Below are 19,170 nucleotides of genomic sequence, written 5' to 3' on the forward strand. Positions count from 1 at the left end.
TTTTTGAAGCGCCGGTCAGCGCGAGATGCGCAGATCGGAAATCGAGCGGGCGATATTCTTGTAGGCTTCGGTCAGTTCCTGCCCGTTGGTGGGGCGGAATGAGAACGCCGGATTGCTGGCACAGTAATCAAGTACCTCCTGGCCGGCAGTGGGCGCGTTGAACCCGACTGTGTAGATGATGATCTCTTTGGCCTTCATTGCGTCGCATGTGTCTTTGGCCATTGTTGCCGATCTTGGCGTGCCCTTGTTCGTACCCTGAATGGTCTGGTTGTATTCGCCGTCCGACATTAGGATAACCACCTTGGTTGCGTCGGGCTCGTCATAGGGGAGGGCCTGCGATGCAGCAGGCCACACATGGTTCCATTCCGGCGAAACCAGATACCAACCCCAAGCGGTGCCAATATGACCGGCCGTATTGCCACGGGGGCGCATACTGGCGATGAAATCCAGAAGAGGCTCGCGATTGTACGTGAGCGGAACGGGAATATCTGTGTTGCACCACGTAGTAGTGCTGGACGGGTTCACCAGAACCCAACGGTCATTGCTGGTGTCGTAAGTCGCGTCTACGGTGCTGAGCCAGCGATTGGGGGCAGGGCCACGGTCAGTATATGCGTCAGCGCCCTGGCGCTCCCAAACGCAGGTTGAGTTTATGGTGTATGTTTTTTCTTCATAACCGTACTGGCGGCAAGTGCCATTGTTCCGATAACGGATGCATGTATAGACGCTTTCGGAATAGGTCCGGTTTGCGTCTTTGTTCGTCACGGCTTTGAAGAATGGGCCAGCATTGACCATCGTATCGTAAGACACCATTGCAAGACGCACATCTTCGGGATCGCCCGAGTACCCTTCAACCGGGAGTAGGGTGTCTACGGCGACGACTGCGGCTTCCTTCAAGTCATCCATCCGGCCGTAGGAGCCCATCGAGCCTGACACGTCGAATACGAAGGCGATTTCCAGCTTGCCGATGCCATAGGTGGCGGCGGAGGAGACGGTGAAATCGAGCTTCTTGATGCCCACTACATTGGAAAGCGTGGTGCGCTGCTCACAGGTGGCGGAACCTTCGAGTTCCTCGGTTTCTTCAATATAGGTGAGCTGGATCTTGGTGCAGGTCAGACCGCTATTGTTGGACTGGTTGAGGATGCCGGTGAAATAGTCGTTGGCTTCCTTCAGCGTGTAGGCTTGGTCCTTGCCATCCTGCATGGATTTGGTTGCGGCCAGAACCGCGCTGTCGACCGCCTGTTGAACCCGCGCTTTCTGGGTGGTTGTCACCTGGAAATCGATGGCAAAGCCAGCAATCGCGACAATCGGGATGATGGTCAGCGCCGCGATCATCGCAACATTGCCCTTCTCATTCGCAGCAAAATTCAAACGGCCGGTGTTCATCTTGACCCTCTGTCCCATCCATACGGCCGGGATCTGGGTCAAATGCGTGCCCCCATGTCCCCGGCCATTGCAGGGTTATCGCAGATCTGGGTTTCTGCCCGGTGCGGCCGGGATGATGAAATTTGCCCGCAGGGTTTGGAATCTGTTAACTTGGTCACCGCGCGAATCGAGAGGCCTCGCCCCATGCAGCAGTATCACGCCCTGATGAAGGACATTCTGGAAAACGGCCACCGGCGCGGCGACCGCACCGGCGTCGGCACGATCGGTGTTTTCGGCCGCCAGATGCGGTTTGACCTCTCCGAGGGCTTCCCGATGGTCACGACCAAGCGGCTGCACCTGCGCTCCATCATCATCGAGCTGCTCTGGTTCCTGAAGGGCGATACCAATATCCGCTATCTCAAGGAAAACGGCGTTTCCATCTGGGATGAGTGGGCCGACGAAAACGGCGATCTCGGCCCTGTCTATGGCAAGCAGTGGCGCAGCTGGGCCGCCCCGAATGGCGAAACCATCGACCAGATCCAGTGGGTGCTGAATGAAATCCGCACCAATCCCAATTCCCGCCGCCTGATTGTCTCGGCCTGGAACCCGGCAGACGTCAACGACATGGCCCTGCCGCCCTGCCACTGCCTCTTTCAGTTCAATGTCATGGACGGCAAGCTCAACTGCCAGCTCTACCAGCGCTCGGCCGACGTCTTCCTGGGCGTGCCCTTCAACATCGCCTCCTATGCGCTGCTGACGCTGATGATGGCCCGCGCAACGGGGCTGGAGCCGGGCGAGTTTGTCCACACCTTCGGGGACGCCCATCTCTATCTCAACCATCTGGAGCAGGCAGAGCTGCAGCTGTCGCGGGAGCCGCGCCCCCTGCCGGCCATCTGGCTGAACCCTGAGAAGAAAGATCTTTTCGGTTGGGAGTATGAGGATTTCCGCGTCGACGGCTACAATCCCCATCCCCATATCAAGGCGCCTGTGGCGGTCTGAAGCGTGCCTCAGTCCTCCTGAAGGGCCTGCCAGGCTGTCCAGGCATCGCCCGCATACATCAGGCTGGGCCCGCCGCCCATATAGACGGTCATCGCCAGGGTTTCGGCCACCTCTTCATCCGTGGCGCCAAGGCGTTTCAGGGCCTTGGTGTGGAAGCCGATACAGCCGTCGCATTGTTTTGAAATGCCGATGGCCAGGGCGATGAGTTCCTTGGTCTTCTTGTCGAGCGCGCCGTCGGCAAGGGCAGCCTTGGAGAGGGCGCTGAACTGGGTGAGCGTGTCTGCCGCGCCCGTGCGCCGCAGGCCGGCGAGGCCTTCATTGATGGCGCCGGTGATGACGGCGTAGTCCTTGGTGCCTGAAGACATGATAGGGGCTCCTTGCAGCTTCCTGGATGTGAGTTGGCGGGCGCATGCGCCTTTTCTCAACTGGCGGCCCTGGTCTGCCGATCCAATAGGGAAATGCCCTTAGGCATCTGCCCCGCGGGGGCTGCGCTATTCGCTCAGCAATTCGCAATGGATGAAACCACCGGTCTCCACCGCGATCGGCAGGGCCTCCTCGAACTCCGTACAATAGACGACTGGCCCGCCTTCACCCTTCACCGAGGCGGATACCCGCACCTGCGGATCCCCGCTCACCTCGCGCGCCACCTGCCCGGCGTCAAAGCGCCCGGCCAGGGTGACGGACTGGTTGCGCACGCTGATCTGGCGGTCTTCCCGCCCCAGATCGACCAGCGCCTCGCCCCGCCGCGCCTTGCCGAAATAGTCCGCCTCCACGGTCAGCTTGACGCCCGCTGCGTCCAGCGCCCGGCTGACTTCGCTTGAAACGGTCACATCCAGCCGGAAGGGCAGGGCCGCCGGGCGGGGGTCATACGCGCCGGGCCCCGGCGCGCGCTCCGCTTCTGGCGCAGCAGCCCTGGCCGGCGCGGCCGCATCGTTCCGGTCCGGGCTATGCCCGCAGGCCGCCAGCAGCAGAGCCGGCAGGAGAAGGACGGTCAGGCGTTTCATCGATAGAACTCCTTGTCTTCCAGACAGTTGCGGGCACCGCCTTTTCTGGCAAGCCCCAGATTGCGGCTTGCCGTAACGGTAGAAGCTCTGCATCCTGACATTGGCTTGAGGCGGCATTTAGACCGGTCCGGCCCATCAAGGAGGCATCCATGAAAACCCTGATTGCTGAACTTATCGGCACTTTTGCCCTTGTCCTGTTCGGTTGCGGTTCGGCCGTTCTCGCGGGAGGCGAAGTTGGCCAACTGGGAATAGCTTTCGCTTTCGGCCTGGCCATCGTCGCCATGGCCTATGGCATCGGCCCCATCTCGGGCTGTCATGTAAACCCTGCTGTCAGCTTTGGCGCGTTCATTGCCGGGCGGATGACGCTGAATTCCATGCTGCAATACTGGCTGGCGCAGTTCATCGGGGCGATCCTCGGTGCGGCGGTCCTTTATCTCATCGCTTCGGGCAAGGCCGGGTATGATCTTGCTTCGAACGGGCTCGGCCAGAATGGCTGGGGGCCGGGCTATCTCGGCGAATACAGCCTTGTGGCCGCCCTCGTCTTTGAAGTCGTGGCCACCTTCCTGTTCCTGGTGGTGATCCTGGGGTCTACCCAGATATCAGCCCCCGGCATGGTCGCGGGCCTTGCCATCGGCCTGACGCTGGCGGTCATCCACATTGTCGGCATTCAGGTCACCGGCGTATCGGTAAACCCCGCCCGCAGCCTCGGCCCGGCGGTGTTCGTCGGCGGCACGGCGATTTCCCAGCTCTGGCTGTTCTTCGTTGCCCCGCTGATCGGCGCAGCGCTTGCCGGCCTTCTCTTCCGCCAGAAACTTCTGGAAACGGAGTAATTCTCAACTGGCCTCGCCCCAAAAGGGCGGGGCCATCTCAACCTCTCCAGCCGCGACTCCACAAGCAACGCGCAGGCACAGCGGCGCTGAGACCGCAGGGCTCAGCAATAGCCGCGAGCAATCTCAATCACGCCTCATGGGGCGAGATCAGCCCCATATCCTCGCGCCGGCGGATCACATATGAAACGATCACCGCGCCCACCATCTTGCCGATAACAAAAACAATCCAGTTTATGGGATGCAGCATGTTGCCCGGCTCCGCCCCCAGCTGCATCTGCTGGGCGATGTCGGCGCCATAGAGGAACACTGTCGTATCCATCGGCGAGGCGAGCGCGCTGGAAATCAGGATACGGGTCGACAGGCGGTATTTCGTGAAGGTGTAAACCATCCAGTCGACAAATTCTGACACGGCAAATGCAATTCCGCTCGCCAGCGCAATCACCGGCCAGGAATAGAAGAACGACCACGCCACCGCGATCGCCATCAGGATCAGCACCTTGTGCCCCATCTCCCGTTGCACGAAGTCACGGATGACGAACACCATGCCGGTCACCATCGTCATCGGGTGCAGCGCCACGCCCGGCGCATAATCCCCGCCCGGCGCGATGATCTCAGCCTGGGGGATCACACTGAACGACCAGTTGAGGAAGGGAATCAGCGCCACATAGATGAACGCCCAGAACCGTCCGTTCAGAAACCAGATGGCGCAAAATGTGAGCAGCAGCGCGCCCAGCGCCGGCCCTATCAACTGCGGCTGACCATTGGTCAGGACCGATACGAGTTCAGACATTTGTGAGCGTTCCCCCGATGTACCAGTTTAATACAGTTGCCGCTGCTTTCGGTGCTTGCTTAAACCATGCACTCGGGGCGAGGAAGCGGGCAATCGGGAGTGCGCCAGTCGGACTGATGTGAAAGATAATAACAAGAACAATGTCCATCGAAGTCAAACTCTGCCTGATCGTTGCGCAGGCGCGCAATCGGGTCATCGGCGCATCCGGCCGTCTTCCCTGGCGGCTGAAGGATGACATGGCATTCTTCAAGGCGACCACCATGGGCGCGCCCATCATCATGGGCCGCAAGACCTGGGAAAGCTTCCCCAAACGCCCGCTGCCCGGCCGCGAGAATATCGTTCTGACGCGCGACTGGGACTATGACGCGGCAGAGGCGCGCGTCTATTCCAGCTTCCCGGCGGCCATGAACGCGGCCCGCGCCATCGCCGCGCGCGAAGGCCGGGACGAAGCCTTCGTCATCGGCGGCGCGGAAATCTACACTCTCGCGCTGCCTTTCGCGGACCGCATCTACCTCACCGAGGTCGAAACCGAGGTCGAGGGCGATGCGCTATTCCCGGAACTGGACATGCGCCAGTGGCGCCAGGACGAGCTGGCCGCCCATCCGGCAGGGGAGGGCAATGACCACGCCTTCCGCATCCTCCGCCTCGACCGCGCCTCCGCCCACGCCTGACCATAGTTGAACCACTGGCCTGCGCTTCACGCTGGGGCAGTGATAGACACGGCCCGCATCCCCGCCTTACCCTTCCGGAAAAGAAACCTTCCGGGAGGAACAAGAGCATGGATTTTGAAGTCGTCGCCTCAGGCCTCGGGTTTCCCGAAGGCCCCGTCGTCATGGAAGATGGCTCGGTCATCATCGTCGAGATCCAGCGCGGCTGCATCTCCCGCCTCTGGAACGGCAAGCGCGAGGTGATCGCCACGCCGGGCGGGGGCCCCAACGGCCTCGCCATCGGCCCGGACGGCGCGCTCTATTGCTGCAATAATGGTGGCTTCGAATATCACGAAGTCGGCGGCCTCACGATCCCCGGCAATTGCCCGCCCGATTATTCCGGCGGCCGTATCGAGCGGGTCGACCTCTCCACCGGCAAGGTGGACCGCCTCTATGAAGCCGTGGACGGACAATCCCTGCGCGGCCCCAACGACATCGTGTTCGACACCGAAGGCGGCTTCTACTTCACCGACCTCGGCAAAGGCTTCTCGCGCAACCGCGATCATGGCGGCGTCTATTACGCAATGCCCGATGGCTCCCTCATCAAGGAAGTGGACTATCACCACATCTCGCCCAATGGCTGCGGCCTCTCGCCGAACGGCAAGACGCTTTATTTTGCTGACACGATGACCGCCCGTCTCTGGGGCTTTGCGCTCACCGGCCCCGGCGAATACACGCCCTACAAGCCGCCCTTCCTGCGTGGCCGCGTGATTACGGGGCAGACGGAGCTTTGCTATTTCGACAGTCTCGCCGTCGCCGCCTCCGGAAACGTCTGTGTGGCAACAATCCTCAAGAATGGCGGCTATGGCGGCATCACCACCATCACGCCCGAAGGCAAATCCAGCTTCACCGAAATCCCAGACCCCTTCGTCACCAACATTGCCTTTGGCGGGGCAGACATGCGCGACGCCTATATCTGCGCCTCCGGCACCGGCCAGCTGATCAAGACCCGCTGGGCAGAACCGGGCCTGAAGCTGAACTACAACGCCTGATGGCCAGGGCCTGACCCTTCCACCTTCGTCACCCTCGGCGGGCAAAGCCCGTCAGAGGACCTATCTTCTTGCATCGGCAGTTTCCAAGCCTTGCCAGCCATGCCATGGTCCCGGTCACGTTTTGCCACCGGGAGCCATCGCCATGCGCCGCACACTCGCCCTTCTGCCCGTCCTCTTCGCGCTCGCCGCGGTGCCCGCCCTGGCCGGGCCGGAAGATTTCCGCGCGGGCACGGTCATCCCCGGCTATGGCAAGTTCGCCCCGGTCGCAGACCCTACGCTCACGCCGGAAACCGAATTCAGGATTGCCTATGATGTGGCCGCCGGCGCCGAGCCCGGCAAAGCCAATGCCGCGCTCGACCGTGTGGCCCGTTTCCTCAACATGGCCGCCGCCGCCGGTGTCCCGGCAGAGAATGTCGCCCTTGCGGTCGTGGTCCACGGCCCGGCCACCAATGACCTGCGCAAGGTGATGAAGGATGGCGCCCCCAATCCCAGCGCGCCGCTGGTGGAGGCCCTTCTGGCAAACGGGGTTTCCATCATCCTCTGCGGCCAGGCAGGCGTCATGCATGACGCCGCGCCGGAGGATCTGGTCGAGGGCGTAACCGTCTCCCTCTCGGCGATGACCGCGCATGCCCAGCTCCAGCAGCAGGGCTATACGCTGAACCCGTTCTGACGCGGCCTACCGCGCCGCAATACACTCCACTTCCACCATCGCCCCGAGAGGCAGGGCGGAAATCGCCACGGTCGTCCGCGCCGGCGGGTCTGCGGGGAAGTAGTCCGCATACACCTCATTCATCGGGCCGTATTGCTCGGCGCCGGTCAGGAACACGGTGCATTTGAGAACGTCATCCATCGTACGGCCGGCCTTCTCCAGATTGCCCTTCACCGTGTCCATCGCCTGGCGGGTGGCTTCTTTTACGTCGCCGGTCTCGCTCCGCCCGATCACCCCGGCCAGATAGATCGTATCCCCATGGCCCACCGCCGCGCTGTAAAGCTGATTGCCCGGCACTAGCACCACTTTCTCCGGCGGTGGCGGCGGAAACGCCTTCGGCGCGGGCCGGCCGTGATCCTGAATGTTCACGCACGCGCCCAGCGCGGCAGGGGCGAGCAGGGCCATCAGGGCAAAGTGTTTCATGGGGCAGCCTTCCTTCTCATCAAAGCACAACACCGTAGGGCGGGTTAGCCAAAGGCGTAACCCGCCAATCCACCGCGAGAGAAAATAAACGCGGGGCAGGCCTATCCCCGCGCCCCGCTGATGGCGCGGATGCCTTCGAATATGGAGAGGGTCGTCAGGCAATCGTCCAGCGCCCGGTGGGCGGCGGCCTGGTCCACGCCGAAATGCCGCGCCACGGTTGCCAGCTTGTAGTCAGGCAGGCGCAGATACCGCCGCGCCGCCTGCAGGGCGCAAATCACGGGATGGGTCTCAAACACTTCCGGCGCCGCCGCGCGCAGAAAGCTCATGTCAAACCCGGCATTATACGCCACAATCGGCAGCCCACGGATAAACCCGGTCAACTCTGCCACCACCTCATGCCCCTCAGGCGCCCCCTCCAGCATGTCGCTGCTGATCCCGGTCAGCCGCGTAATGTGATGGGGCAGGGCGGCGTCACATCGCACAAAGCTCGAAAAGCTCGCCCGCGCGCCGGTCACCATATCCACCCGCACCGCGCCCACCTCAATGATCTGGCAGGTGCGCGGACTGAACCCCGTCGTCTCAAGGTCCACCACCACAAATTCATGCAACTCATGCGGCGCAGTCAAATGCCCTCAGCCTCCAATGCGGCAGCGCTCCCTCCCGCCTGCTCATTAATCCTGTTCCAACTAGGCCCGCTTTGGGGGCGACCAAGTGCTAACTCCCATTCCGCGCATCGATAGTAGTTGGAGGTTCGCAAAAGTAATGTTCGCCATGTGATTTATTTTGCAAGGTGTACGGAAATTGTTTCAGGTTTCGTTTGTTTTGCCGATCATTTTTCCGCTTTATGTTGGGTCGGTTTTGGGTGCGCAAAGGATTTTCCTGTCGGAATCAGTTGTGCGTATAATGGATATTTGTATTTAATTGGCTTACGGAAGAGTGAACGCTAATCCGACTCGAGTGTGCAATCGAGCGATTCGTTTCGGGTGGTTGAGGCGCGGTGCCCCATTCGGCGACGTCTCCACGACACTGAAAACCTCTGCTTCCAATTGTTTATAGAGGTGGAGTGGCTGGGTTGGACCGAAGCGAGTGGTTACTTCATAGTAGGAAAAACTGAAATCTTCTAAGATGTCGCTGCAAATCAGATTTGGATTATTTCTGTATCGATCTCTCGCATAGTTCTGCCAGAGAACTGGGTGATGGACACCTTTTCCATACATACTTCCAGTTAACTTTATGCGGTGCTTCCCCAGGCGGGACCAAATACTTTCCGTGCCCCTTGCTCGACCAACATAAATTACCTCGTCACCTTGAGCGATGAGGTAAACTCCATGGGTCTGTTGCAGAGAAATGTATGGGCTCTTTGGCTGCAAGCCATATTGGGGCTCTCTGAATTGTTCCCGATCTGGGACCATCGTACTCCCGGAGCGGGAGTAGTTTTGAGTTTTCCAAATTGAAGGGTCAGGCTTGATGTAAAAGCAGTCAGAAAACTTTCGCCATGATGATTGCTGCGGTTGTGAAGTCATTCGTCCACCCCATTAGATAGAATTCGAATATTACCAGTAGTTGGGTTGAATTCAATCTTCAAACACAATCTCCGGCGCGGGCTTTGTTACCAGCTCGTCCAGCGCAATCGCCACATTCCGTGCAAGTTTCAGGAAAACATCCGCTGCCGGACCATTTGACAGGGCGGCCGGCGTGCCCGCGTCGCCTGCTTCGCGGATGGGCTGCAGCATCGGGATTTCCGCCAGCAGGGGCAGGCCGAGGGCCTGCGCCATCTTCCGCCCGCCGCCTTCGCCCATCAGATAGTGGCGGTTTCCGGCCGCGTCTTCAAACCAGCTCATCGTCTCGGCAATGCCGATCACCGGCACATGCGTCTTGGCAAACATCGCCGCGCCCCGGCGCACATCGGCGAGCGCCACTTCCTGCGGCGTCGTCACGATCAGCGCGGCGGTCACCGGCACCTTCTGCGCGATGGCAAGTTGCGCGTCGCCCGTGCCGGGCGGGGTGTCGATGATCAAGAGGTCCAGCGGGTCTTCCTTCGTGCCCCATTCGGCATCGTTGAGCAGCTGGGTGATGGCCGACATCACGATCGGCCCCCGCCAGATCATCGGCGCGTCAGGGTCGGAGAGGTAGCCGATGGAGAGGGTCTTCAGGCCATGCGCCTCCACCGGGATCAGCTTCTTGGCCGGGGAGGTTGCCGGCTCGGCGTTCACCGTGCCCAGCATGGTGGGGAGGGAGGGGCCATAGATGTCAGCGTCCAGCAGGCCGACCTTCATGCCGGCCTTGGCCATCGCGGCGGCAAGGTTCACCGACACGGTGGACTTGCCAACCCCGCCCTTGGCGCTGGCGACCACCAGGATGCGCGCGATGCCCGGAAGGGGGCGCATGGGGCTGGCCGGCGGCGGGGCGCCCTGGCTCAGCGCCTCGTCGGAAAGGCGCGCGCCCTTGGTGACGCGGCGTGTCCCGGCGGGGGGCGAGGGTGTCAGCGGACTGTCCGGATTTGTCCGGTTCTGTCCGGAATTGGCATGGGAATGAGTCTGATTGGGCGCCTTTTCCGCGGTCAGAACGGTGGTCACCTTTTCGATGCCGGGAATGCGCGCGGCGGCGTTTTCCGCCTCGATGCGGCGGGCCTCAGCGCCTGCGGTGCCGCCGCTGTCAGCCCGGATCACCAGGATCGCCCGGCCCTCTTCCCCGATGGTGACGGACTCCAGCCAGTCCGGCGCCCCCAGCGCGCTGCGCACGGCGGCCGCGAGTTTCTCCCGGGACTTCTGCCTTGATCCAAACATTTAAGACTTCCTCGGCTAGAACGGGGCATAAATTGCGCAAACATCGGTTTGTGCGGGGTGAAGCAGGCGGCCCGGCACCCCGGAATGCGGCATTTTTGCTGCGCCGGGAAGCCGATTTAGCGTGCAGAGTGTGGTAGAGCCTCTATATAGGCGGGAAACGCAGATTTCAGGAGGCTGAATGCCCTGGGACGACAAGACAAAAGGCTCTGGCCCTTGGGGCGGAGGCGGTTCGGGTAATGGCAATGGGGGCGGAGAAGGTGGTTCTCCGTGGAACCGGCCCGGAAAACAGGATTCCGGGAACAAGGAACAGCCCGACCTGGAAGAACAGATGCGCCGCATGCAGGAGCGCTTTCGCCAGCGCCGCAATGGTGGCGGCGGGGGCCGCAAAGGCGGCGGTGGTGGCAGCGGCGGCACAGGCCGCGGCGCCGGTCCGCTCGGCGTCATGGTCATCGTGGGCGTGGGTCTTCTCGCCTGGCTCTCCACCAGCATTGTGGTTGTGGCGCCTGAACAGCAGGCCGCCGTGTTCCGCTTCGGCAAGTGGCAGGCAAATTACGGTCCCGGCCTTCATTTCCATCTGCCTGCCCCGCTGGAAAGCCACCGGCTGATCCAGGTGGAAACCCGCACCGAAACCCCGATCGGGCGCACGCAGGACCAGAGCCTGATGCTGACCCAGGACGAGAATATCGTGGACATCCACTTCTCGGTCATCTGGAAGGTCGACACGCAGAACCCCGAGAACTACCTGCTCAACGTGCGCGACCCGGAAACGACGGTTGCCATGGTCGCCGAGTCGGTGATGCGCGAAGTGGTCGGCAAGACGCGCCTTCAGGCGATCATCACGACAGAGCGTGACCGTGTTCAGCAGCAGGTCGCCGAACAGACCCAGGCGCTTCTGAACGAATACCGCGCCGGCGTGCAGGTGCTTCAGGTGCAGATCGGCAAGGCGGACCCGCCCCAGCCTGTGATCGAGGCGTTCAACGATGTGAACGTTGCCGAGCAGGACGCGGAAACGCTGACCAACCGCGCCACCCAGTTTGCCAATGAAGTTGTTCCGCAGGCCCGCGGTACGGCCTCGCGCCTGCAACAGGAATCTGAAGCCTACCGCGATCAGATCGTGGCCGATGCAAACGGTGAAGCCGCCCGCTTCGACCAGATCTATGAAGAGTATCGCAAGGCGCCGCGCGTCACGCGCGAGCGTATGTATCTTGAAACCATGGAACGTGTGCTTGAGCGTTCGGACAAGCTGATCCTCGACCAGAATTCGGGCGCTGTGCCCTATCTGCCGCTTGATCGCGTCCGGACCCAGCCCAACAGCGGAGGAGAGCGCTGATGCGTGCTTTTGGTTGGCTCATCCTGATCCTGTCCATCATCGCTCTGGTGGTGATCTCGAATGTGTTCTTCATCGTCGGCCAGGCGCAACAGGCCATCGTGCTTGAAGTTGGCCGCCCGGTGCGGATCATCAACGCGCCCGGCACCGATCAGGCCGGTCTGCACATGAAAATCCCGGTCTATCAGCAGGTCCAGGTGCTCGATAAGCGTAACCTTGGCCTCGATATCGAAGGCATCCAGGTGATCGCTTCCGACCAGCGCCGCCTGCAGGTGGATGCGTTCGTCCGCTGGCGGATCAACGACCCGCTGCGCTATTATCAGAGCTTCCGCACCGAAGCGGCAGCCACAACCCAGATCAACACGATCACGGTTGCGGCCATCCGCGCCACGCTGGGTGATGTTCCGGTGCCGGAGATCATTTCCGGACAACGCGCCGCCCTGATGAACAACATCCGTGACAGCGTGAACGAAGAGCTGCAGCGGGCCGGCGTCGATGTCATCGACGTGCGTATCCGCCAGGCAGACCTGCCGCAGGAAGTTGCCGAAGGCGTCTACAACCGGATGCGGACGGCGCGTCTGCAGGAAGCCCAGCGCATCCGTTCGGAAGGGGAGGAGCGGGCCCGCCTGATCCGCGCCCAGGCCGAACGCGAGAAGACCGTTATCGAGGCCCAGGCGCGTGAAGCGGCTGAAAAGATCCGCGGTGAGGGTGATGCCCGTGCCACGGAAATCTATGCCACGGCGTATAACAAGGACCCTGAATTCTTCCGTTTCCAACGGGCGCTGGTCGCGTGTGAAAAGGCTATCCAGCAGGGCACGCAGCTGGTCATCAGCCCCGGTTCATTGGGGGTCTGTGACCAGTTCTTCGACAGCGCCCGCGCGGCGGGCGGGACGCGCTGATCAGGGGCGGGCGAGGCGATGAGCTGGATTACGCTCGCCCTCGCCGGCTTCGGCGTCTGGCTTCTGGTGGAAGGGGCGCTCTGCGCCATTACACCTGACTATATGCGCCGCATAGGTCAGCTCCTCTCCAACATGCCGCCCCGCGATCTGGCGATAGGCGGGCTGGTGGTGGCGGCGGTCGGCGTCGGCCTTCTGATGCTTGCAGTTCGCACAGCCTGAGCCTGTTGCAACTGGCGGCCAAAGCGCCATAGTCAGCTTTGCAGAATAATTCGCGCGCGCCGGCATCTGCCGGGCGGGCCGCAGAAAAGACCGTGAAGGGAGTCATCTCCACCATGAACCGGACCGCCGTTGCGGTGATCGCCCTGATGGCACTCATGGCCCCCGCCACGTTCGCGCAGACAGCGGGCAGCCTGTCCCGTCCCGGCGCGCCGGTTGATGCCAAGACGGCACCGCAAAGCTTCAGCGCGCTGTCCAAACGCCTGATGCCGGCGGTGGTGAACATCTCCACGTCGCAGGTCGTCGCCAGCCGTCTGCCAACCTTTCCGGAAGGCTCGCCTGCCGAGCGGTTCAATGAATATTTCGGCCGCAATGATGATGGCTTCCAGCGCCAGGGCTCGCTCGGTTCGGGCTTTGTCATCAGCGCTGATGGCTATATCATCACCAACAACCACGTCATTGACAAGGCCGACACGATCGAGGTCACCTTCTCCGATGGCCGCACGCTGGACGCAAAGATCATCGGGCGTGACCGGGATACCGATATCGCGGTGCTGAAAGTCACCTCCCGCACGCCGCTGCCCTTCGTTGACCTCGGCGACAGCGACAAGGCCGAAGTAGGGGACTGGGTGATCGCCATCGGCAACCCGCTCGGCTTTGGCGGTTCGGTCTCGGCCGGTATCATTTCGGCGACGGGCCGCGATCTGAATACGGGGCGGTCTGACAATTTCATTCAGACCGATGCAGCCATCAACCAGGGCAACTCCGGTGGCCCGCTGTTCAATCTGAATGGGCAGGTTGTGGGCGTGAACACCGCCATTATCTCCCAATCGGGCGGCTCCATTGGTCTTGGCTTTTCGGTGCCTTCCAACACGGTGAAGCGCATTTCTGCGCAGCTCATCAAGGAAGGCCGGGTGCACCGTCCCTGGCTTGGGGTGAATGTGCAGGATGCGGACGAGTCGCTCATCAAGGCGTATCGCGCAACCGGCAAGAGCGGCACCATCGTCACCCGCATCACCGATGACAGCCCGGCGGCCAAGGCGAAGCTGGAAGTCGGCGATCTCATCCTGGCGATTGATGGCCGCGCGGTGGCCGGGGTGCGCGACATGACGCGCCAGCTGTCGGAGAAGCCCATCGGCAAGGCGATCACCCTCAGCATCGTGCGCGACGGACGTCAGCGGGATGTTGCCGTCACGCTGGGCGAACTGCCGGATGAGGATGTGCCCGCCACCGCTGCGCCGTCCGAGGCGGTTGGCCTGTCCAATGATCTGGGCGCCGATCTGGTGGCGCTGGATGATGATGTGCGCCGGCGGTTCGGCGCGCCGCGCGATATGACCGGGGTTGCGGTTACCGGTGTCAGCACCCGGGGCCGGGCTTACAACAAGCTGCGCCGGGGGGATGTCATCGTCGAGGTGAATTTCCAGTCCGTCAGCACGGTTTCCGATGTGCTCAAACGCCTGGATGCCGCCATGCAGGCGCCGAACCAGCCGATCCTGATCCGGGTGAAACGCCGGGGCGACACCGGGGGCTGGTTTGACCAGTTCGTGTCGATCGAAATCCGGAAATAAGGGGAATTCCCCAGCGTTTGGGGCAGGTTTCGCCCATGACGCAGCGTCAGGGCCCTGTCAAACATTACGGAAAAGATGCCGAATTGGCTCGCCAAGTGCGACAACGCGCGCTAAGGACAGCGCAAATCGACCTTTTCACGGGCTGAGGCAGAGACATGATCCATCCTTCCTTGATCGCGATCGCCGCCATTGTAGTTGTGTTCGGCATCCTGAATCTCATAGAGTTCAAGCGCCTGGACTAATCTTCAAGGGAGCAGGCGGTGCCCGACCCCATCCTGCTCATTTCCCTTTTTGGCGGGCTGCTCCTCATGGCGCTTGCCGGAGACCTATTGGTGCGGGGCGCGCTCGGCCTGGGCCGGGCGATGGGCGTTTCGCCGCTGGTCGCGGGTGTTTTCATTGTCGGTTTTGGAACTTCGGCGCCAGAGATGTTCATCTCGGCAAACGCCGCGCTGAACGGCAATCCGGGCCTGGCCATCGGCAATATCGTCGGCTCCAATATCGCCAACATTCTGATGGTTGCGGCCATTCCCGCGCTGATCTTCACCTATCGCACTGGCGGGGCCGGGCAGGGGCGGGCGCTGGGCATGCTGCTGCTGGCAACCGGTATCTGGATCGGGATGACGGCGATCCTGCCGCTGGAGCCTTTGATGGGGCTCTGCTTCCTGCTGGTTCTGATTGGCTATACCGGCTTTTCCATCTTCGCGGCCCGGCATGACGAAATCGCCGGGCGCGGTTCTCATCATGCCGATGCCGTGACGCTCAATCCCCCGGTCTGGCGGGCCATTTTCTATGTGCCGCTGGGCATTGCCGGGCTGGTCTATGCCTCCGGCATGATCATTGCGGGCGGGGAAGGGGTGGCGCGGCATTTCCGGGTGCCGGAGGAGTGGATCGGGCTGACCATCCTGGCGCTGGGCACCTCGCTGCCGGAGATCGGCGCGGGGCTGGCGGCGGCATTCCGGCGGCGGGGGGATGTTGTGGTCGGCAATATCCTTGGCTCCAACGTGTTCAACCTTCTGGGCGCGGGCGGGATCGTGGCCCTGCTGGGACCGTTCGAAGTGGCGCCGATGTTCCAGCGCTATGACCATTGGGTGATGGGGGCAGCGGCGCTGGTATTTGCGGCGTTGATCCTGCTGCGCGTGAAGATGGGGCGGCTTCTGGGGCTGGTGCTGCTGCTGGTCTATGCGGCGTATATCTATGGCCTGGTGACGGGCACGAACATCATGGCGCTGGTTCAGATGGTGCGCGGATGACACCCAGGGGCGCGCTGGTGACGGGGGCGGGCGGACGCCTTGGCCGGGCCATGGCGCTGGCGCTGGGAACCGATGGCTGGACCGTGGCGGTGCATTACCGGGGCTCTGCCGAGGGCGCGCAGGAGACCGCCGCGCTCATCCGGGCAGCGGGCGGGAAGGCCGAAATCATCGCCTGCGACCTGTCAGACGAGCGTCAGAGGGCGGACCTTTTTGGACAAATCCGGACACTCCTGGACATGCCGGTAACCCTGCTGGTCAATTCGGCGTCAACTTTTACCGGCGACAGCGCCGCCAGCCATACCCGCGAAGACTGGGACCATCATTTCGAACCCAACCTGCGCGCGCCGGTGCATCTTGCCCAGCAGCTTGCCGCCCACCTTCCCGAAGGCGAGCGGGGCCTGGTGGTGAACCTGATCGACCAGAAGGTGCTGAAGCTCAATCCGCTGTTCTTCACCTATACCCTGTCCAAGGCGGCGCTGTGGCAGGCGACGCAGACGCTGGCGCAGGGCCTGGCGCCGGATGTGCGCGTCAACGCCATTGCGCCGGGCCCGACGCTGCAGAGCGTGCATCAGACCCCCGCCCAGTTTGCCGCCGAGAAGGCCGCGACGCTGACCGGAGAGGGCGGCTGCCCTGAGGAGATCGTGCGGGCGCTGCGCTATCTGGTGAGCGCCTCCAGCGTGACCGGGCAGATGATCGCCTGTGATGGCGGCCAGCACCTGATGTGGCAGACCCCCGACACCCAGATCTGAGAGGCTGTCCATGAACTTCTCCTCCGATACCGCCGCGCCGGCCCATCCTTCCGTGCTCGAAGCAATGATGCGGGCCAATGCCGGGCCCGCCCCCAGCTATGGCGCTGACAAGATTACCGCGCGCGTACGGGCGCAGCTGGCGCTGGTGTTCGAGACAGACGATTTCGACTTCTGGATTACGCCCTCGGGCACGGCGGCGAACGCGCTGGCGCTTGCCTGTTTCTGCCCGCCGATTGCCTCGGTGATCTGCCACCGCGAAGCGCATATCCAGATGGATGAACGCGGGGCGGTGGAATTCTTCACCGGCGGCGGGCGGCTGCACCTTCTGCCCGGCGAGGGCGCGAAGATCGATTTTGATGTGTTCAAGGACTATCTGGACGAGTTTGATCCGAGCTTTGTGCATGGCACGCCCCCGGCGGTGCTGTCGCTGACGAACCTGACCGAATGTGGCACGGCCTATACGCCGGACGAGGTGGCCCGCTTCGCGCGGCGCGCCAAGGGCGGCGGGCTGGCGGTGCATATGGACGGGGCGCGGTTTGGCAATGCGCTGGTGCATACCGGGGCCAGCCCGGCGGAGATGAGCTGGAAAGCCGGTATCGACGTGCTGACCCTGGGCCTGACGAAAACCGGGGCGCTGAGCTGCGATATCGTGATCCTGTTCGGGGCGGCCAAGGCGAAGGGCAAGGAACTGCGCGCGCGGGCCAAACGCGCCGGCCACATGCCCGCCAAGATGCGCTTCCTGGCGGCGCAGGCGGAGGCGATGCTGGAGGGCGGGCTGTGGCTCGGCCTCTCGGCCCATGCCAACGCAATGGCGCAGGAGCTGGCGGCGGTATTCCGCGAGGACGGTATCGAGCTTGCCTTTGATGTTCAGGGTAATGAGGTTTTTGCGCTGCTGGACCCGTATGACATCGACAAGCTGCAGGAAGACGGCGCCGCCTTCTATGCCGAATGGCCCGGCGGATCGAGCCGGTTTGTGTGCTCCTGGGCGACGGCCGAGGCGGAGATTGACGCCGTGCGGGAAACGCTCAAGCGGGCGATGCGGAAGTAAGGGGAGGCATCAGGGCGTGAGCGCTTTGCCGAGCCAGACTTGCAGGGCGGCGATGACTTTGCTGGAGTCGATGGGGGCGGTGGCGGCGCCGCCGAGCAGTTCCTGATGCAGGCTCATGACAAGCAGGGGCGAGAGGGCGGCGAGCGCGGCGGTGCGCAGCTCGGCCTCGTCCTGCGGGGCGCCGGGGGTTGCGCGGAGCTTGTCTGACACGGCGCCCAGCGCCGGCTCGAGCACCTTTTCGAGATAGGCCCGGCCGATGGCTTCGTCGGCGAGGCCTTCGATGAGGCCGAAAGCATGGGCACGGATGAAACCGCCCAGCCGCATGCCAGCCTCGGAGATGCGGAAATATTCCTCAAAGGCGGTGGCCGGATTGGCCGAGGGCAGGGCGACGACCGCCCAGAGGGGCGCGCCCTTGCGGCCGATATTCTCCAGGATCTCGATGACAAGGCCCTGCCGGTCTCCGAAATAATGGCGCAGGGTGGGCTCGGAGGCATTCATCGCCTGGGCAAACTGGCGCAGCGAGGGGCGGCGCAGGTCGGCGGAGAGGGCAAAATCGGTCAGCGCGTCGAGCAGGGCGGCGCGTTTCTCGTCAAAGTCATGATTGCGGGCGCCGGCGGGCCTGGGCATTGGAACACGTCTCCATCAGGCACCGGCATCTGCGCGCACCGTTTCCTACATCACACCGGAGGATATATCCGTCAATCTAGGGCGGGCCGGGCGGAAAAATTAGACCAGATGGCCAATAAGCCGGGTTCTGTTCGTCCCTTGCGGGATCTGGCAGCCATTCCTCTGGGGCGCTCATTACTGAACGCCTCGGCGCGACGCACCCGGGGCACGAGCGGCGGACAGCCCGTATGTGCCCCCTACTTGGTCTTGCTCCGGGCGGGGTTTGCCATGCCAGCCCTGTTACCAGCGCTGCGGTGGGCTCTTACCCCACCCTTTCACCCTTACCCTCGGGCCGAAGCCTTCGGGCGGTTTACTTTCTGTGGCACTTTCCCTCGGCTCACGCCGGGCGGCTGTTAGCCGTCGCCCTGTCCACCTGGAGCCCGGACTTTCCTCCAGTATGGGGTTACCCCCATACCAGCGGCTGCCCGGCCATCTGGTCTGGCGGGGGATATAGGGGGTTTGGGGGCGCAGTGCAAATGGGGCCGGGCGGCTTCGCGCTGCGCGCGCCCTCACCCCCCATTGCTGCGCAATGGGCCCCTCCTCTCCCACTTCGCGGGAGAGGGGCTTGGCGTTGCGCTTGGGGTGAAGTCCCAACCCCTCTCCCTCAGGGAGAGGAGGGGCCCGCCGCCAAAGGCGGTGGGAGGTGAGGGCCTTGGTCCCGAAACGCAAGAAGGCACGACCCCCTTGCGAGCGTCGTGCCTTCCCGTGTGTTTCGAATCGGTCTACCGAGACACTGTGCTAGCACTCGATATCGTTCTTCGATCGACATCAGGCTCTGGAGACAACCCGTTCGAGCGGGCCATCCTTCATCACCCTCCGGACCCGGACGTTCGCCTTTTCAGGCG

The 19,170-nt window shown here is 62.7% G+C and carries 20 protein-coding genes and 1 other RNA gene; 12 read left to right on the forward strand and 9 right to left on the reverse strand.

Translation table 11 applies throughout. The annotated features are described in order from the left end of the window. Positions 1-15: 15 nt before the first annotated feature. Positions 16-1,383 (reverse strand): pilus assembly protein TadG-related protein, encoded by a 1,368-nt coding sequence (locus tag ACQKI2_RS06285; RefSeq protein WP_427378846.1) that lies wholly within the window; start codon positions 1,381-1,383, stop codon positions 16-18. Between the two features lie 183 nt (positions 1,384-1,566). On the opposite strand from ACQKI2_RS06285, the gene ACQKI2_RS06290 reads away from it, so the two are divergent. After that, a complete protein-coding gene (locus tag ACQKI2_RS06290; RefSeq protein ID WP_427378847.1) occupies positions 1,567-2,361 on the forward strand; it encodes a thymidylate synthase in 795 nt (264 codons plus the stop codon). A gap of 8 nt (positions 2,362-2,369) precedes the next feature. Here ACQKI2_RS06290 and ACQKI2_RS06295 read toward each other — a convergent pair whose 3' ends face one another. Beyond that, positions 2,370-2,726 carry a carboxymuconolactone decarboxylase family protein gene (locus tag ACQKI2_RS06295; protein WP_427378848.1) on the reverse strand — a complete coding sequence of 119 codons (357 nt, stop codon included), beginning with the start codon at positions 2,724-2,726 and terminating at the stop codon, positions 2,370-2,372. 126 nt (positions 2,727-2,852) lie between these two features. Next, entirely contained in the window at positions 2,853-3,365 is a 513-nt protein-coding gene (locus ACQKI2_RS06300) for a hypothetical protein (RefSeq protein WP_427378849.1), read from the reverse strand. 149 nt (positions 3,366-3,514) lie between these two features. Between ACQKI2_RS06300 and aqpZ the strand changes: the two genes are divergently transcribed. After that, positions 3,515-4,195, forward strand: coding sequence for an aquaporin Z (gene aqpZ, locus ACQKI2_RS06305; protein ID WP_427378850.1), 681 nt, complete (start codon positions 3,515-3,517; stop codon positions 4,193-4,195). Between the two features lie 127 nt (positions 4,196-4,322). Here aqpZ and ACQKI2_RS06310 read toward each other — a convergent pair whose 3' ends face one another. Further along, entirely contained in the window at positions 4,323-4,985 is a 663-nt protein-coding gene (locus tag ACQKI2_RS06310) for a hypothetical protein (protein WP_427378851.1), read from the reverse strand. A 140-nt stretch (positions 4,986-5,125) separates the two neighbouring features. On the opposite strand from ACQKI2_RS06310, the gene ACQKI2_RS06315 reads away from it, so the two are divergent. From ACQKI2_RS06315 to ACQKI2_RS06325, 3 genes are all read left to right on the forward strand, one after another. Beyond that, entirely contained in the window at positions 5,126-5,656 is a 531-nt protein-coding gene (locus ACQKI2_RS06315) for a dihydrofolate reductase (RefSeq protein ID WP_427378852.1), read from the forward strand. A gap of 107 nt (positions 5,657-5,763) precedes the next feature. Beyond that, complete coding sequence (locus ACQKI2_RS06320; RefSeq protein WP_427378853.1) at positions 5,764-6,684, forward strand: SMP-30/gluconolactonase/LRE family protein; 921 nt, start codon at positions 5,764-5,766, stop codon at positions 6,682-6,684. Between the two features lie 142 nt (positions 6,685-6,826). After that, entirely contained in the window at positions 6,827-7,354 is a 528-nt protein-coding gene (locus ACQKI2_RS06325; protein WP_114104765.1) for a DsrE family protein, read from the forward strand. 6 nt (positions 7,355-7,360) lie between these two features. Here ACQKI2_RS06325 and ACQKI2_RS06330 read toward each other — a convergent pair whose 3' ends face one another. The 3 genes from ACQKI2_RS06330 to ACQKI2_RS06340 all read right to left on the reverse strand — a co-directional run bounded on the left by ACQKI2_RS06330 (position 7,361) and on the right by ACQKI2_RS06340 (position 10,602). Beyond that, entirely contained in the window at positions 7,361-7,816 is a 456-nt protein-coding gene (locus ACQKI2_RS06330; RefSeq protein ID WP_427378854.1) for a RidA family protein, read from the reverse strand. A 101-nt stretch (positions 7,817-7,917) separates the two neighbouring features. Continuing rightward, the gene (locus tag ACQKI2_RS06335; protein ID WP_427378855.1) at positions 7,918-8,442 is read right to left on the reverse strand and encodes a 3'-5' exonuclease; all 525 of its coding nucleotides are present in this window, start codon (positions 8,440-8,442) and stop codon (positions 7,918-7,920) included. Between the two features lie 948 nt (positions 8,443-9,390). After that, the gene (locus ACQKI2_RS06340; RefSeq protein WP_427378856.1) at positions 9,391-10,602 is read right to left on the reverse strand and encodes an Mrp/NBP35 family ATP-binding protein; all 1,212 of its coding nucleotides are present in this window, start codon (positions 10,600-10,602) and stop codon (positions 9,391-9,393) included. A gap of 328 nt (positions 10,603-10,930) precedes the next feature. Here ACQKI2_RS06340 and hflK point away from each other — a divergent pair, with 328 nt between their 5' ends. From hflK to ACQKI2_RS06375, 7 genes are all read left to right on the forward strand, one after another. Then, complete coding sequence (gene hflK / locus ACQKI2_RS06345; RefSeq protein WP_427378857.1) at positions 10,931-11,932, forward strand: FtsH protease activity modulator HflK; 1,002 nt, start codon at positions 10,931-10,933, stop codon at positions 11,930-11,932. Next, positions 11,932-12,828 (forward strand): protease modulator HflC, encoded by an 897-nt coding sequence (gene hflC, locus ACQKI2_RS06350; protein WP_427378858.1) that lies wholly within the window; start codon positions 11,932-11,934, stop codon positions 12,826-12,828. The genes hflK and hflC overlap by 1 nt, the downstream gene beginning before the upstream one ends. An 18-nt stretch (positions 12,829-12,846) precedes the next feature. Next, positions 12,847-13,047, forward strand: a complete 201-nt coding sequence (locus tag ACQKI2_RS06355; protein WP_427378859.1) for a DUF2065 domain-containing protein — start codon at positions 12,847-12,849, stop codon at positions 13,045-13,047. 113 nt (positions 13,048-13,160) lie between these two features. After that, entirely contained in the window at positions 13,161-14,612 is a 1,452-nt protein-coding gene (locus tag ACQKI2_RS06360) for a Do family serine endopeptidase (protein ID WP_427378860.1), read from the forward strand. A 260-nt stretch (positions 14,613-14,872) separates the two neighbouring features. Continuing rightward, complete coding sequence (locus ACQKI2_RS06365) at positions 14,873-15,862, forward strand: calcium/sodium antiporter (RefSeq protein ID WP_427378861.1); 990 nt, start codon at positions 14,873-14,875, stop codon at positions 15,860-15,862. After that, on the forward strand, positions 15,859-16,611 hold the full coding sequence (locus tag ACQKI2_RS06370; RefSeq protein ID WP_427378862.1) for an SDR family oxidoreductase: 753 nt from the start codon (positions 15,859-15,861) through the stop codon (positions 16,609-16,611). Before ACQKI2_RS06365 ends, ACQKI2_RS06370 begins: the two co-directional genes overlap by 4 nt. 10 nt (positions 16,612-16,621) lie before the next feature. Then, entirely contained in the window at positions 16,622-17,659 is a 1,038-nt protein-coding gene (locus ACQKI2_RS06375) for a threonine aldolase family protein (RefSeq protein ID WP_427378863.1), read from the forward strand. A gap of 9 nt (positions 17,660-17,668) precedes the next feature. Here the strand turns inward: ACQKI2_RS06375 and ACQKI2_RS06380 are convergent, their stop codons facing one another. Together ACQKI2_RS06380 and rnpB are read right to left on the reverse strand one after the other, a co-directional pair. Further along, positions 17,669-18,286, reverse strand: a complete 618-nt coding sequence (locus ACQKI2_RS06380; RefSeq protein ID WP_427378864.1) for a TetR/AcrR family transcriptional regulator — start codon at positions 18,284-18,286, stop codon at positions 17,669-17,671. 100 nt (positions 18,287-18,386) lie between these two features. Then, positions 18,387-18,762: RNase P RNA component class A (rnpB, locus tag ACQKI2_RS06385), an RNA gene on the reverse strand. Positions 18,763-19,170: the final 408 nt, after the last annotated feature.

Source organism: Hyphomonas sp. NPDC076881, assembly GCF_050269995.1.
Taxonomy (GTDB): Bacteria; Pseudomonadota; Alphaproteobacteria; order Caulobacterales; family Hyphomonadaceae; genus Hyphomonas.